The 14694-nt window shown below is 43.7% G+C and carries 15 protein-coding genes; 7 read left to right on the top strand and 8 right to left on the bottom strand.

Annotated features, from left to right (window positions below):
- Positions 1–24: 24 nt before the first annotated feature.
- The 3 genes from HLI_RS15350 to pdxA are packed head-to-tail and all read left to right on the top strand — an operon-like array spanning position 25 to position 3349.
- A complete protein-coding gene (locus HLI_RS15350) occupies positions 25–1029 on the top strand; it encodes a 2-keto-3-deoxygluconate permease (protein WP_128525794.1) in 1005 nt (334 codons plus the stop codon).
- Between the two features lie 27 nt (positions 1030–1056).
- Positions 1057–2361 (top strand): four-carbon acid sugar kinase family protein, encoded by a 1305-nt coding sequence (locus tag HLI_RS15345; protein WP_128525793.1) that lies wholly within the window; start codon positions 1057–1059, stop codon positions 2359–2361.
- Complete coding sequence (gene pdxA, locus HLI_RS15340) at positions 2351–3349, top strand: 4-hydroxythreonine-4-phosphate dehydrogenase PdxA (RefSeq protein ID WP_128525792.1); 999 nt, start codon at positions 2351–2353, stop codon at positions 3347–3349. Before HLI_RS15345 ends, pdxA begins: the two co-directional genes overlap by 11 nt.
- A 103-nt stretch (positions 3350–3452) precedes the next feature.
- Here pdxA and HLI_RS15335 read toward each other — a convergent pair whose 3' ends face one another.
- From HLI_RS15335 to HLI_RS15320, 4 genes are all read right to left on the bottom strand, one after another.
- Positions 3453–4562: a M20 peptidase aminoacylase family protein gene (locus HLI_RS15335; protein ID WP_128525791.1), complete on the bottom strand. Its 1110-nt coding sequence runs from the start codon at positions 4560–4562 to the stop codon at positions 3453–3455.
- A gap of 129 nt (positions 4563–4691) precedes the next feature.
- On the bottom strand, positions 4692–5621 hold the full coding sequence (locus HLI_RS15330) for an aldo/keto reductase (protein WP_128525790.1): 930 nt from the start codon (positions 5619–5621) through the stop codon (positions 4692–4694).
- 535 nt (positions 5622–6156) lie between these two features.
- Positions 6157–6996, bottom strand: a complete 840-nt coding sequence (locus tag HLI_RS15325) for an aldo/keto reductase (protein WP_128525789.1) — start codon at positions 6994–6996, stop codon at positions 6157–6159.
- A gap of 304 nt (positions 6997–7300) precedes the next feature.
- Entirely contained in the window at positions 7301–8395 is a 1095-nt protein-coding gene (locus HLI_RS15320; RefSeq protein ID WP_128525788.1) for an NAD(P)-dependent alcohol dehydrogenase, read from the bottom strand.
- Between the two features lie 209 nt (positions 8396–8604).
- On the opposite strand from HLI_RS15320, the gene HLI_RS15315 reads away from it, so the two are divergent.
- From HLI_RS15315 to HLI_RS15300, 4 genes are read left to right on the top strand one after another with little or no spacing between them, the layout of a single operon-like run.
- Positions 8605–8964, top strand: a complete 360-nt coding sequence (locus HLI_RS15315; protein ID WP_128525787.1) for a PadR family transcriptional regulator — start codon at positions 8605–8607, stop codon at positions 8962–8964.
- On the top strand, positions 8948–9604 hold the full coding sequence (locus tag HLI_RS15310) for a permease prefix domain 1-containing protein (RefSeq protein WP_128525786.1): 657 nt from the start codon (positions 8948–8950) through the stop codon (positions 9602–9604). Before HLI_RS15315 ends, HLI_RS15310 begins: the two co-directional genes overlap by 17 nt.
- A 19-nt stretch (positions 9605–9623) precedes the next feature.
- A complete protein-coding gene (locus HLI_RS15305) occupies positions 9624–10691 on the top strand; it encodes an ABC transporter permease (RefSeq protein ID WP_128525785.1) in 1068 nt (355 codons plus the stop codon).
- A 2-nt stretch (positions 10692–10693) separates the two neighbouring features.
- Positions 10694–11416 carry an ABC transporter ATP-binding protein gene (locus HLI_RS15300; protein WP_128525784.1) on the top strand — a complete coding sequence of 241 codons (723 nt, stop codon included), beginning with the start codon at positions 10694–10696 and terminating at the stop codon, positions 11414–11416.
- A 132-nt stretch (positions 11417–11548) separates the two neighbouring features.
- Here the strand turns inward: HLI_RS15300 and HLI_RS15295 are convergent, their stop codons facing one another.
- From HLI_RS15295 to HLI_RS15280, 4 genes are all read right to left on the bottom strand, one after another.
- The gene (locus HLI_RS15295; protein ID WP_128525783.1) at positions 11549–11752 is read right to left on the bottom strand and encodes a hypothetical protein; all 204 of its coding nucleotides are present in this window, start codon (positions 11750–11752) and stop codon (positions 11549–11551) included.
- Between the two features lie 361 nt (positions 11753–12113).
- A complete protein-coding gene (locus HLI_RS15290) occupies positions 12114–13355 on the bottom strand; it encodes a transglutaminase-like domain-containing protein (RefSeq protein ID WP_128525782.1) in 1242 nt (413 codons plus the stop codon).
- Complete coding sequence (locus HLI_RS15285; RefSeq protein ID WP_128525781.1) at positions 13315–13734, bottom strand: thiol-disulfide oxidoreductase DCC family protein; 420 nt, start codon at positions 13732–13734, stop codon at positions 13315–13317. The genes HLI_RS15290 and HLI_RS15285 overlap by 41 nt, the downstream gene beginning before the upstream one ends.
- Positions 13712–14671, bottom strand: a complete 960-nt coding sequence (locus HLI_RS15280; RefSeq protein ID WP_241655863.1) for an HTTM domain-containing protein — start codon at positions 14669–14671, stop codon at positions 13712–13714. Before HLI_RS15280 ends, HLI_RS15285 begins: the two co-directional genes overlap by 23 nt.
- Between the last annotated feature and the right edge of the window lie 23 nt (positions 14672–14694).

The following is a 14694-nucleotide window of genomic DNA, read 5'->3' as shown; positions in this document are numbered from 1 at the left end:
AATGTTATGATAGGAGGAGTTAAGATGAAAATTAAGGCGACTTTGGAAAGAATTCCTGGCGGTATGATGGTTGTCCCGCTTATTTTGGCAGCTATTTTGAATACAGTAGCGCCTGATTTACTTAGAATCGGCAATTTCACGCAAGCTCTGTTTGTTGATGGTGCCGGGACGTTAATCGCTTTGTTCTTATTATGTACAGGTGCACAAATCAACTTGAAGACAGTCGGTGTCAGCCTCGGAAAAGGCGCGACACTCTTAACCGTCAAATGGATTGTAGGGGCGGCTTTCGGTATGCTTGCCTATGTGTTCGCAGGTGAAAATGGCTTATGGTTAGGTCTTGCGCCGATCGCTATCATTGCAGCCATGACAAACAGTAATGGTGGTTTATATATAGCTGTTGTCGGTCAATACGGAAATAAGACGGACCGGGCAGCCTATTCCTTACTTGCGCTGAATGATGGACCATTCTTTACAATGGTAGCTCTTGCCATATTCGGTGCGATGGGCTTTGTGGACGGTTTGTTCTCACTGACAGCTTTCATCGCGGTATTATTACCGATTGTCGTGGGAATGGTGCTTGGTAACCTTGATGAAGAAATGCGTAAGTTTCTGGATCAGGGCAGCTCCATGTTAATACCTTTCTTCGCATTCGCCCTTGGAATGGGAATCGACTTCGCTAAAATTATTGAAGGTGGTATTCCTGGAATTCTTCTAGGTGTTGCGACAACGTTCATCACAGGTACAGCCGGATACTTTGCTTTTAAGGCCTTCAATTGGAACCCGATTGCTGGGGCGGCTGAAGGTTCAACAGCCGGTAACGCAGTAGCTACCCCGGCAGCCATTGCCGCAGCAAATGCCGGCTTCGCTAGTATGGTTGACGTGGCAACCGTCCAAGTAGCAGCGTCTACGGTTACGACTGCGATTCTTCTGCCGATCTATATCGGATTCTTAGTTAAACGCCTGGAAGGAAAAGGAGTCACCCTGCCAGATGATTACCAAACAGAATCGGAAAGGCACGCTTCAGCCTAGAGAGTTTTTCAGAAATGGGGATTTGTCATGAACTTTCGTTTTGGAATGATTGCAGATGATTTAACAGGTGCTAATGATAGTGGAATTCAACTCAAAGAGAAAGGACTTGCAACTTCCGTTTACTTTGAGATTCCTGAGGAGCACCATGAATTGGATGAGGCTATCGTAATTGATACCGACTCACGGGCTATAGACAAAGAAAAAGCCTGTGAAAAGACTAAAGCGGCAGCTGAATTTTTGGCGAAAAAAGGATATCAACAGATCTACAAGAAAATGGATTCGACGCTAAGGGGCTATATCGGGTACGAATTGCAAGCTATAAGTGAAGTGTTCAACCCAGTGTTCACCATTGTAGCTCCAGCCTTCCCTGCTTACGGAAGAACAACCCGGGATGGCATCCATTACATGAAAGGGAAACCTGTCAGTGAGACAGAACTGGCCCATGACCCTAAACATCCCGTTAGAGAATCCCATATTCCTAGTATCCTTGAAAAAGAAACAGGTCAAAAGACAGCCGTTATTGATGAAACACTACTAAATGCAAGAGACGACGAGTGGTCAACTACAATAAATAGATATATAGATGAAGGTATTGAATACCTCGTATGTGATGCATCAACAGAAGAAGACTTAAAGAAATTAGCTGCTAGAATCCACGGCTCCGGCCATAAGGTGGTTTGGAGCGGATCGGCTGGCTTAGCAGAGGTCCTCCCTGCTGTCATAGGGATAGAAAGCAGCGCGCAACCAGAGGATGGAAAACAAAAAAATGGTCCTGTGTTAGGTGTTTGCGGCAGTTTATCCCAGACGACTCAGGAGCAAGTGAACTATGCCATCCGCCAAAAGGATATCCAGCCAGTAGAAATAGATACAGAGAGAATTTTCTATAATGACTGGGAAGATCAAGCCGAGATCTACAAAAAAGAAGCCTTGGAGCACCTATCTCAAGGAAAAGACGTTATTTTCTATGTACCTTCTCATGAAGACATTCGAAGACGAGTGCAAAAGCGGGCAGCTGAGCTTGAGCTTGATTCATTTCAAATCGGGAAAAAGATATCAGAAGCCTTGAGCCTTATGACGGAGACAGTCGTGAGCCAAACATCTGTTTCCGCTCTGGTTTTGACAGGAGGAGACACCGCTAAAGATGTAGCCAAAGCGTTAGGAGCTACAGGGATAAGGCTCAGTCATCAGCTTGAAGCAGGGATTCCTGTCGGTGAACTGATTGGAGATTCGCCATCGCTTCCAGTCGTCACAAAGGCTGGAGCATTCGGAACAGAGTCCTCTATTTACCACGCAATGAAGAAGATGAAAGGAGCAGTTACAAATGAGCAATAAACCGATCATCGGCATCACGATGGGTGACGCTGCTGGCGTCGGCCCTGAAATCATTATTAAAAGTTTGGAGAATAAAGAGCTTAAAGAACAATCCATTCCGGTAGTCATCGGGGATTTGAAGATCCTTCAACGGGTAGCTGAACTTTTAAATTCTTCTATTACTTTTAAAAAAGTGACCCAAAATGACGAGTTTCCTGAAATGGATGATCCGAACATGGTCTACTGTGTCGACCTTGACCTCCTACCTGCTGACCTTAAATATGGCCAGGTTTCCAGTGAGGCCGGCCATGGCTCTTTTGAATTTTTACGCACAGCCATTGAATTAGCGAACGAGAAGAAAATCAATGCCATTTGTACAGCTCCATTGAATAAAGAAGCTCTGCATAAAGGCGGGCACCTATACCCAGGTCATACAGAAATCCTGGCAGAACTCACAAACACGAGTAACTTCTCGATGATGCTGTCTTCACCGAAGTTGAAAGTCATCCACGTGACTACGCATATCGGTTTGAAAGATGCCATTGACCGTATTGAACCAGAGCGTGTGTATGATGTCATCAAAATGGCACATGAAACCCTCCATAAGTCGGGCATTGACACACCAAAAATTGCGGTGTGCGGAATCAATCCACACGCCGGCGAGAACAGACTCTTCGGATATGGCGAAGAGGAAGAAAAAGTGATTCCAGGCGTAGAACGCGCTCAAAAAGAAGGAATCGAAGTTCAGGGTCCATTGCCTGCGGACACCCTATTTTTCCGTGCGGTCCGTGGAGACTTTGATATCGTCGTGGCGATGTATCATGACCAGGGGCACGGTCCGATCAAAGTGCTTGGTCTCGATGCTGGCGTCAATATCACAGTAGGATTGCCTATCATAAGAACCAGCGTTGACCACGGCACAGCTTTTGATATAGCCGGACAGGGAATCGCTGATGAAAAGAGTATGCTGGAAGCGATGAGACAGGCGATTGAGCTTGCTCCTAAATAAATCGAAATTCCATTTTAAAAGCACCTCCTCCCTTCGATGGGTGGAGGTGCTTTTTTCCCTTTCTTACACTTCCCTAGTATAAAGAACCTTCACTTATTCCTCATCAACCCTCACCCAAAGTCTCCATAACCGTTTCCACAAGAATCCTCGACGCTTCAGGCATGACCTTATGATCGAACGCCATCTGTGGATGATGCAATCCAGGCTGCAAGTCACAGCCAATCGCCAGCATCGATGCTTTCAAATCTGGTCGCTTGATCGTATAAAAATGAAAGTCATCTCCACCTGTCGTCTCGATGACAGGATTGAGAGCTTCTGGACCAGCTGCTCTTTCGATGCCCCGCTCCATATAGGTGACAGCGTCGTCGTTTAAAACAGCAGCTTTGGCGTCAGATTTTAAATTGACCTCAACAGAAGCACCGTACAAGTTGGAAACAGCGTCTATGATCGCTTCGATTTTCCCGGTCAATTCGTCCATCAGTTCATTCGTCTGTGCGCGCAGATCAATGGAAAATGTAGCACTTCCCGGGATGATGTTCGTACTTTTTCCACCGCTATGGAAAGAAGTGACTTTGGCTGAGTGTGGGACCATTGGATCCAAATGGATGTTGTTGATCATTTGAATGATTTCCGCTCCGAGCTCGATCGCATTTTTGTTCAAGTGCGGACGAGCACCGTGTGCATCTTCCCCTGTAATCGTCCCTTCCAGGAAACGAGCAGCTCCATGCTTTATGCCAGCGGCGAACTGCCCTGTCCGTAATTCCTGAATCGGCCGCAGGTGAAGGCCGTACAGATAATCGACATCGTCGACCAATCCTTTTTCCACCATTTTCTTGGCACCTTCCATCGTTTCTTCTGCCGGTTGAAAAATGAAACGGACCGTTCCTCCGAGCGCCGACTGCTTTTCTTCTAATGCAAAAAGCGTCTCGAGAACAATAGACATGTGGGCATCGTGCCCGCAGGAGTGATTCGCTTTGTGTGTGCCATCGACTTCCTGCCAGAGCGCATCCATGTCTGCACGAATCGCAATGACTGGCTGACCGCTTCCGAGTTCTGCCACCAGTCCAGGAAAATCCTCAAACCGTTTCACCTTTGCCTTTGTTTTTTCTAATATAGAGACGATAAAGTCGGTCGTATTCGCTTCCTGCCAACTGATTTCCGGGTGCTTATGTAAATGATCGAACATCTCTTGCAGTGTTGGGCGTGTTTCCATATATGATCTCCTCTCCTAATTTCTCTTCCACTCTATTTTTACATTCCGCATTCAGAGTCAAGTTCCTTCATTATTATAAAAAAACCTGAGTCCCGGTGCTTAACAGAGGGACTCAGACAATCTTCTAAATTAAGAGAATATATGATCGATACGTGAAATCTCGTCATCTGACAAGTCCACATCAAGCGTCTTCAAATTGGCGACCACCTGCTGGGTCCTTTTCGCCCCGGGAATGACCGCATCAATCGAAGGCTGATTCAGATACCAAGCCAACACGATATGTGGAATATCAACCCCTTTTTCTTCAGCGATCGGTCGCAATTGCTCTACTTTAGCTAGATTCTTTTTAAAAGCTTCTCCCTGAAAGAGAGGGTTCTTTGCTCGGAAATCCTCGAATGTGGTGTTTTCATCGTATTTACCAGCTAACAAACCTGACGCAAAAGGGAAATAAGGGACGAACGTGATCCCCTTCTCGGCTGTATATGGAAGCATTTTTTCCTCTGCTTCACGCTTGAACAAATTATATTCGCCTTGAACTACATCTACATAGCCATCTTTATTGGCTTCTTCCAATTGTTCTACCGAAAAATTCGATACACCGATCGAACGTATTTTACCCTCGTCTTTTAATTCTTTCAAAGCACCGACCGCTTCGTCCTTCGGTGTATCTTCATCCGGAAAATGGATATAGAATAAATCAATATGATCTGTACCCAAACGCTGGAGGCTACCCTCCACCGACTTCTTCAGGAAGGAAGGAGAATTGTTGAAGACCACATCTTCCCCTTTAAATTGGTGCGCCCCTTTCGTAGCAAGCACGATGTCATCGCGCTTATACTCTTTCATGACCTGGCCGACCAGTTCCTCCGAGCGTTCCGGACCATAGATGAAGGCCGTATCTAAAAAGTTCATTCCATTCTCGATAGCTGTCCGGACGACATCTTTACCTGCTTCTTCATCTAAGTTCGGATAAATATTATGACCGCCCACCGCATTGGTACCGAGTCCTATAGGATTGACCACTAAATCTGATTTACCTAGATGTGTCTTTTTCTCCATTTTATTCAACTCCTTTTTCATCACTATATTCAAGTGTTTACCACATTCGATTTAATGGAAAACAAATCCAACCCTACATGAATGACGGAATAGAGAAGCTGTTAACGTTTGTTGTTGCTTCTCACGAATCGCTTATCGGTGGATGCTTGCCGCGGGCACGGCCTCAGCTAACTTGGTCAAGAAGGTCACTTGACCAAGTTAGCTGAGGCTCGCGCTGTTCCCGCAGGTGTCACCACCGAACGCTCATCTTGGGATCAACGTGGTTCATCTAAAAAGAGTGATTTTCTTCGATTTATAAATGAAAATCACTCTGCGTGTACGCGGTAGCGGTATTCAACGCCAATATCAAACGCCTACTAAAGCTCATGAAAGAGTAAGAACCCACATGGCCCATCGAAATTATAGAAGAAGCCGAGTTGGACGATAAAATCATCCGACTCGGCTTCTTTATTTGCTGCATAACCCAAAAAGTTGCAGGTCTTCAATTGCCTCCCATAATGCCTACGGGTGCCTGCCTATTGAGTGGATACCATGGTTAAAACTCTTCATAGGTCGCCGGGTCCTGATCTTTTATCCTGCCATCTGGACGGGTTAATTCTGCTATCCTGCCCATTTCTTCGTCACTTAAAGAAAAGTCAAAAATCGAGATATTTTCCAACTGGCGCTCAGGAGATGAAGACTTAGGAATCGGAATCGATCCCAGTTGATAATGCCATCTTAAAATCACTTGTGTAATCGTTTTGTTGTGAGCATCAGCAATCGACCCAATGGTTTCATTTTCAATGACTTCACTAGCCCGGGCTAACGGACTCCAGGATTGTGTTTGAATGTTTTTCTCTTCGTGCCATATTCTTTGTTCTTCCTGATTGAAAAATGGGTGTAACTCTATTTGGTTCATGCTTGGCTTCGTGCCGGTTTCCTTCTCTAATCGTTCCATATGTTCCGGTAAGAAATTACAGACACCGATCGATCGTATAAGTCCCCATTTTTTAGCGTCGATCAATGCTTGCCATGCTTCTACATAGATGTCTTGTTTAGGGTTGGGCCAATGGATAAGATACAAATCATAATAGTCGAGGCCGGCACGATATAAGGATTCCTGGATCGTAGTCACGGCTTTATCGTACGAATGATAACGGCCGGGCAACTTGGAAGCGACTCTCAACTCTTCCCTCGGAACTGAGGCACGCTGAATGGCTTTACCAACCGTACCTTCATTTTCATAATTATAAGCCGTATCAATGAGTCGATAACCTGTATCAATGGCACTGTTGATGGCATTGGCACCTTCATTGCCATTGAGTTTATATGTACCAAAACCCACCGCCGGCAAAGTAAGGCCATCATTAAGTTTGATTTCTGGGATTGAACCCATAACTACTCACTCCTTCCTCTATTAATTCAAGATTACCACCCAATGGATTCACTTCCAAATCATTGAACCCCTACTGCTTTCCCGACTATATTTTTCAAAAGCTAGTGAATCAAAGCAAACACAAAAAGGATTTTGTTCATGTATTCTAACTCCAGACCAATAAACTCTATCATTCCAATGGTTTGAGGCACCTTCCCCGTACTCATTGATGAATCTGCATTCAAGGTGTGATTCAGGCACCACTTATAAAAATAAAGAAAACCCTTAAGAGAGTCTTTTCTCCTCAGGGCTTTCATTCACAAAATCAATGATCCATTTTTATAATCGGTTTGACCGTTTTTCCATCTGCTGAATCTGCAAATGCCTGGTTGATCTCTTCCAAGGAATAATACTTAACAAGTTTATCAAAAGGGAATTTACCCATCTTATAATATTCAATCATTTTCGGGATGAACACTTGAGGTACAGCGTCCCCTTCGATTGCTCCGACTAATGCTTTCCCTTCCGCCATGATGTCTTCAAAGACGTTAAACGTCGTATCAGGCGTGACACCGACTACTGCTGAGACTCCCATTGGACGAAGAGCGAGGACAGATTGACGAGTCACTTCCGGTACCCCTGTGGTTTCTACAGCATAATGGGTGCCTCCGTCTGTCACTTGTTTGATTTCTTCTACAACATCCACTTCTTTTCCATTGAATGTGTGGGTCGCTCCGAATTCTCTTGCTGATTCAAGCCTGCTGCCATTAACGTCTACAGCAATAATTTTGGAGGCACCTACAATATTAGCTGCCATGATGGCACTCAATCCTACAGCACCGCACCCATATACAGCGATGGTTTCCCCGAAGGCTGGTTGGAGCTTATTCAGGACGGTGCCACTGCCAGTTTGAATACCACACCCGAGTGGTCCAAGCAGTTCAAGATCGACATCCTTGTCCACTTTCACTATATTCCGCTCATGAGCGACGGCATACATCCCAAAGGAGGATTGGCCGAAAAAGCTGGATAGCTCCTGCTCCCCTTTATATATTCGATGCGTCCCATCGGGCATTGCTCCATCAAAATTCAACTCCACCATCACATCACAATAAGCAGGATTTCCGGTCAAGCAATTTTCACATTGGCCACAGGAAGAAAAGGACAGAACAACATGATCTCCTTCTTCCACCGAACGGACTCCTTCCCCTACCTTCTGTACGATTCCTGATCCTTCATGACCAAGAACCGCAGGCAGCGGTGTAGGAGCCTCCTGGTCTCTTGCTACCGCATCTGTATGACATACACCTGAAGCAACTACTTTAATTAAGACTTCATTCGCTTTCGGCTCTTGCAACTCGACTTCCTCAATTTCGAAGTCTGCGCCTTTATCATAGGTAATAGCTGCTTTCGTCTTCATGTAATTCCTCCTATTATAAATGGTTGGTTTTTTATAATTCCCTTCACTTCGAAATATAAACTGTCCATCACAATATAGAGTCCCTAAAAATCAGCTCACTAATGCAGTTAGAATCAGGCATCGTTAAAAGGGGAATTACATTGGAAGGAATATTACTTTGACACACACAGTAATATGTTATACATTGTTATCAAGGAGGTGATGTTCCATTGACAAAGAAAATTTCTACAGACCTCATTCGCGGTCATACCGATTCCATCGTTTTGAACATTCTTCATCAGCACGACAGCTATGGTTATGAAATTTACAAAACGATCCTTGAACTGAGCGAGGGGCAGTATGAACTGAAGGAAGCAACGCTGTACACCGCATTCCGGCGGTTGGAGAAAGAAGGGTTGATAGCTTCCTACTGGGGAGATGAAACACAGGGAGGGCGACGCAAATATTACCGGATTACCGATGAAGGAATCGGACGCTTTGAACAAAACAAGAAAGATTGGGAATTCGCAAAGGAAATCTTAAACAAATTGATCGGAGGAGGAATCAATCTAAATGAAACAAAAGAATAAGGCAGATGATCAAATCAGGAATTACCTCGACCGGGAGTTTGCCGGAATAGGGGAAAGCCAACAGTTATTTGAGTTGAAAGAAGAACTGATGATGAATCTTAAAGAAAAAGTAAGAGATTACGAAAAGGCAGGAAAAACAGAGGATGAAGCGTTTAAAGCTGCCATCAATTCGATGGGGGATTTGAGCGGACTTAAGGAAGATATGCGACAAATCGGTGATGACCATACGAAGAAGGCTGTTTATACATCGATGGCCTCGCGCATTTCCACCGCAGGATTGATCGTGGGAATTCTTATCGCGGTTTTCGGTGCGTTGACTTCGACCATGCTTTACTTTATGCCCGTACCGGGTGAAGCGGTTTTCGGACCCGCGATTTTCATTGTCGTAGGCGGAGCGCTCATCACCTATAGTGTCTTGACACGAGAAACGACTTTCAAATATGCGATGAATAAAATCAGAGCGCTTTTATACGCCGTGGCGATAGGCATCCTTTTATTCAGCCTGTATGTCGGCTTCATTTCCGGCTGGGCTACTGGCGAAGTATTTATAGCGATCAGCTCATTCATGATGTTTTTCATTATAGGGCTGGGACTGCTTTTAGGCCTGATTTTTTCTAAAGGAACCGATCGAAGAAAATGAACTACGGGGGTGAAACCAAATGTTTTTAGCATTTAAAGAAATGAAGCGGGCTAAGCTCCGGTACATTTTACTGAGCCTGATCATGATTTCGATTTTGTTTTTAGTGTTTTTCATGACAGGGCTTGCCAATGGTTTATCGTTTGCCGACAGCTCTTCTTTACAAAAAATCAAAGCTGACTACATTGTGACGAACGAAGAAGCGGAAGGAGCGGTCATCAATTCCGAATTGACCAAGGAGCAGCTCAATGAGATCGGCAGCACGCTGGAAGCACCCTCCTCTCCACTCACATTGACAATGTCGACCGTTACTGGAAAAGCAAATCAAAAGGATACCGACATGATTTATTTTTCTGTCGATCCAAATAAGTATGGGGACATTGCCGTCACGGAAGGCAAGAACATCGGTGAGATTAAAGATAATGAGGTTTTAGTCAATGAAAACTTTAAGGAAGATGGCTATGAATTGAATGACCAACTCGTCGATGAAAGTACAGACAAGACGATGACGATCGCAGGTTTTATCGAAAATCAAACCTATTCTTTTCTCCCTGTCGTCTATTCAGATATCGATTCGGAAATCCAACCGGTACAAGGCAGTGAGATCATGTATAACGCCGTTGTCTATAACGGGACCAAGACGAATATCGAAGGCTACGATACTTCGACAAATGATGAAATCGTCCAATCGATGCCTGGATATTCAGAAACACAAGGCTCCTTCAATGTGATGAAAGCCTTCATGTTCATCATTTCCGCCTTTGTTTCCACGGTATTTTTCTATGTCCTTACCATTCAGAAAACGAATCAATTCGGCATTTTAAAAGCGATGGGCGCAACAACTTCATATATATCGAAAAGCATTGTCACACAAGTGCTGCTTCTTACCTTGATCAGCCTATCTGTCAGTGTTTTAGCTGTTGCAGGAATGGCGCAAGTTCTGCCTGAGGGTATTCCTTTTCAAGCATCCGTTTCACTGGTACTCGGAACAGGCGTCTTATTCATCATTTTGAACTTAGCAGGATCGCTTCTTTCCTTATATAAAGTGACGAAAATAGATCCATTAGAAGCCATCGGAAGGAGTGAATGAACATGCCCAAAGAAATTCTCACATTACAGCACATTTCGAAGTCTTTTCCAGATGGCGATCGCACCATCACAGTCTTAGATGATATATCATTAACCGTGAAAGCAGGAGAATTTGTGGCCATCGTCGGTCCATCCGGTTCTGGAAAAAGTACGTTATTATCAGTAATCGGCGCTTTATTGACACCAACGAATGGAAAAGTTGTTTTAGATGGGAAAGATATTTCAGGTTTCAAGCCAGCCCAGTTAACAGCAACGCGCGCAAGTAACATCGGATTCATTTTTCAATCACCGAATTTGATCCCTTACTTGACGATCAAGGATCAGCTTCTGTTAATAGGAAAAATCAATAAAATCAGCAAGAAGGCGAACCGAAATAAAATGAACGAATTAGTTCAGGAGTTAGGATTACAACATCGAGTCGACAACTATCCAAGCAGTCTTTCCGGTGGAGAGAAACAGCGGGTGGCGATAGGAAGAGCCTTTATGAATGATCCGAAAATCATCCTCGCTGACGAACCGACTGCAAGCTTGGACTCCGAACGCGGCAGAACGGTCGTTGAGAAAATAGCTTATGAAGTGAAAACGAGAAGGAAAGCAGCCATTATGGTGACCCATGATGAAAGAATGCTGGATCTTTGTGACCGCGTCTTGCATATCGAAGACGGGAAACTGATTGAAGGTAAATCATCACAAAAAAAGAACCACCCTACGCCTGCCCAGACATAAGGTGGAAATTGGAACAAACCACTTTAAAGAAAGTGATAAAGAGAAGTGTTGGCGCACTTCTCTTTTTTCAATCATACAATACATTCAGTTATTCATCTAGATAAAGGACTCTCCATCTATTATTCTTCTAACTCAAAAGTCATATAAATACGCTACTAACTTGTCAAAATCCTGATCGGAGGAACATTCGATTTGTAAATCAATAAAGGTCATGACGACTTCTTCATCTTCAAACGGAAAATGGCTGTTATCTACGTTACTCAGGATCTCCCTATTGGAAAGACCTTTCTTACGTAACACCTCAACGGCTTGCTTCATTGAAGATACTTCTGCCATGTTATTGCCCCCTAGTATCGTATAGTTTCTTTTCTGAAAATTTCCCGTCCTTGTTCTCAGAATCTGGATTTAAAGTGAAAACGCAGACGGTAGACAAAGATCCAGATAAATAGACCTTTGTATGTATTAATTACTACATAATCAGGCGATTTTCCTGCTTGAAATTTAAGAGAAAGCCTTATAATCTCTCTTAAAATGCTCATTCTCCCCCTTTTATTAAAAGTAAATAGGCTGCATCTATAGTAAAGTCAACAAAACTACACGATTTACACAGCGTAAAAAAGCGTAGCACCGAAAGGGTCAGAACCCTGGTGTTACGCCTTCTTCATTCAGGTAACGAAATCCAGCTACCTTCTATCATTCATATAAATTCCGAGAGAAAACCTAAAGTAACTAATAGACTGATGACCCCGAAGAACCCCGATGCTATAGAGAAAAAGATCGGACGTTCCTTTCGCACCCAAAAGCTGAGACAGTAGACGAATGCTGGAAATGGAAAAAGAATACTAGCGATTTCCCATGAGGTAAACAAAAAGACAATAGCCAGAATCAAGGCCAAGTATCCGGAGATCTTCCTCATTTCCAGCAATCCTCTCCGACCGCCTGCTTCCTCCACTTCCCATGACCCGAGCGCTTCTTCTGTTCGCTTAAGTTTGTTTGGTTTGGCTGCATTATAATAGAAGTACATAGGCTGGAAGTATGGAATTTTCCCATTGAGCGCACTTTTTCCCCAGGCAAACGATTGACCAGCAAGGGGAAAGGTCTCGTACGAGTGATTCGATTCATTTTCCTCCCCGGGATATACTGGAGAAGGAACATGTTCGGTATCGATGGAAAAAACGATCCGCTGATTTTCGGTCTGCCCAAAGTACTTGTGCCAGCGTAACGTTTGAATCGAGGAAAAAAAGAAACGCCACAACTGTCTCCGCACAGTGTACGCCATACTCGTATCGACCGGGATCCATCCATCATCTTCAAGATAAATCTCATTCCATACGTGGGCCTGGTGTTTTCCCATCGCAAAAGCGCCAACCATTACTCTGCACGGAATTCTCAATGACCGACAAAGGGAAGCATACAGGAAAGAGTACTCCCCGCAATCGCCTTTTTTCGCCTGCAAAAAATGATCGACTCCGCGAGCTTTGACAGGAAACTTGTATGTATAATTTTTGATCATGTATTTGAACAATAACCAGCTTTTTTCTCTATTGTCAGAAGCTTTTTCCGTCACACCTGCAGCCATTTGTTCGATTTCATCATTTACAGGAATCATGGCTGTCGAGCGTGTGTATCGCTCTCTTTCTTCATCAGTCAAAGGAGAGGCTTCCCTCGCCTCCACTTGCACCCCAACTCTGTAGGAAGCGTTGATCTGTTCCCCGGGAGCCAACTCATAGTAACTGATTCTGTTGCCAATCACATCTTTGTATTCCTGCACAGGAGCCAGCTTCTCTTCTGATAAAAGGGTCTGCGTCCCTGTTTCTGGCGGGTTTGCCAGCCATACATTCACATGGTCGGTAGTTTGATTTTCATATTCAAAAGAATAGTTGACCTTTTTCACCACATCACCTACTTTTCTGCTTAGGAATCGGACAGGAATCCCCATCACAGCCTCCAACCGGGAGAATCGTCCTTCGCTCAGCTAACCAGTCATAGAGCTTTGAACCCGCACCTGCCCATATAGATAGTTGTACAAAAGGAACGAATACCCACAAGAGGGGTAACTGCTTCAATATTCTTTGAATACTGAAAATTCCTGTTTCAATTTTTTGGTCTTTTATCCGGAGGGTGTGCATCCTTTTTTCAGCTGCTTCTTTATTTATATGATACCTCTCCAGGATAGAATTGTCTCTGATCGATTCATAACGGAACTTAAGTCTCGTATCAAGCTTCCTAAGCACCCGCATACTTTTGGAACAAACAGGACAAAACGAATCATAAAATATAGTGACAGTTGGTTGTTTATTGGACTTGTTTGGTCTCATAATTCTTCACCTTCGCGTTTTGGAATTTAGCCCTCACTTTTGTGACTTGTTTTCTCACATAGGCATAGACCATTTTGTATTCTCGATCTTTCAGCATGAGGAACTGCATCGTAATCATAGCAGCAGAAAATGTGAAAAGACCCATCACAACTGCTATCCCTATGTGTAAACCAATGATATTGAACATAGCCACGTATTTGGTGTAACGATTCAGTAGTAAAAACGGGAACGACAATTGAATGAATATCGCACTGTAAGCACCAATCATTAACATGACTTCAGAGGAGGAGATGATATTTTGAAAGAAGGGATGGGTGTACTCCCCGACTTGTAAGATATAATAAAGAGCAGTGCCATTTGTCCACATTTCCCCCATCACTTTGTGTAACCCTGACGATAAATACATGAAACACAATTGTAGAATAGAAGCTAGAACGGCAAGGTTATGTAGTGTGTTCGATAAAGGTTTAGGTATGGAGACCCGCTCGCCCCTACGCTTACGATCGATAGAAAAATAGCTGGTGGTATTGGCGAAGATCATATAAAGCAGAATGATTCGCATAATATTATCACCGCCATCGAGAATCAGCACATTGGCATGCTGCAACGACCATAAGAAGATGAAGTTAAAAACTGCTACGGTTCGGTTCATAAAACCTAATGTGAACAATAGGGCAAACAAAATTCCTAAATGGAAAATGACTTCAAAATAAACCATTGAATCCGAGAGCTGGTATAAAGAAAAATTGCTGGTCAGTGTCATTTGGTCTCTTAAACTATCATGATTCTGCATTCCATTTGGTCCCCAAAGAAAACCTCTTTGAGCATAATGAATTAAATACATATACAAAATCAATAATCCGAACGAAATTCTAAGGATGCTTGTTCCAATCAACATATGTTTCTTATCTGTCAGTTTACCAAATAACCGTTTCATTGCCATTCCCTCCTTGAATTGCT

The organism is Halobacillus litoralis, from assembly GCF_004101865.1.
GTDB lineage: Bacteria > Bacillota > Bacilli > Bacillales > Halobacillaceae > Halobacillus > Halobacillus litoralis_A.
Note: the sequence above shows the minus strand (reverse complement) of the source record. Positions and strands in the feature narration are given on the sequence as shown.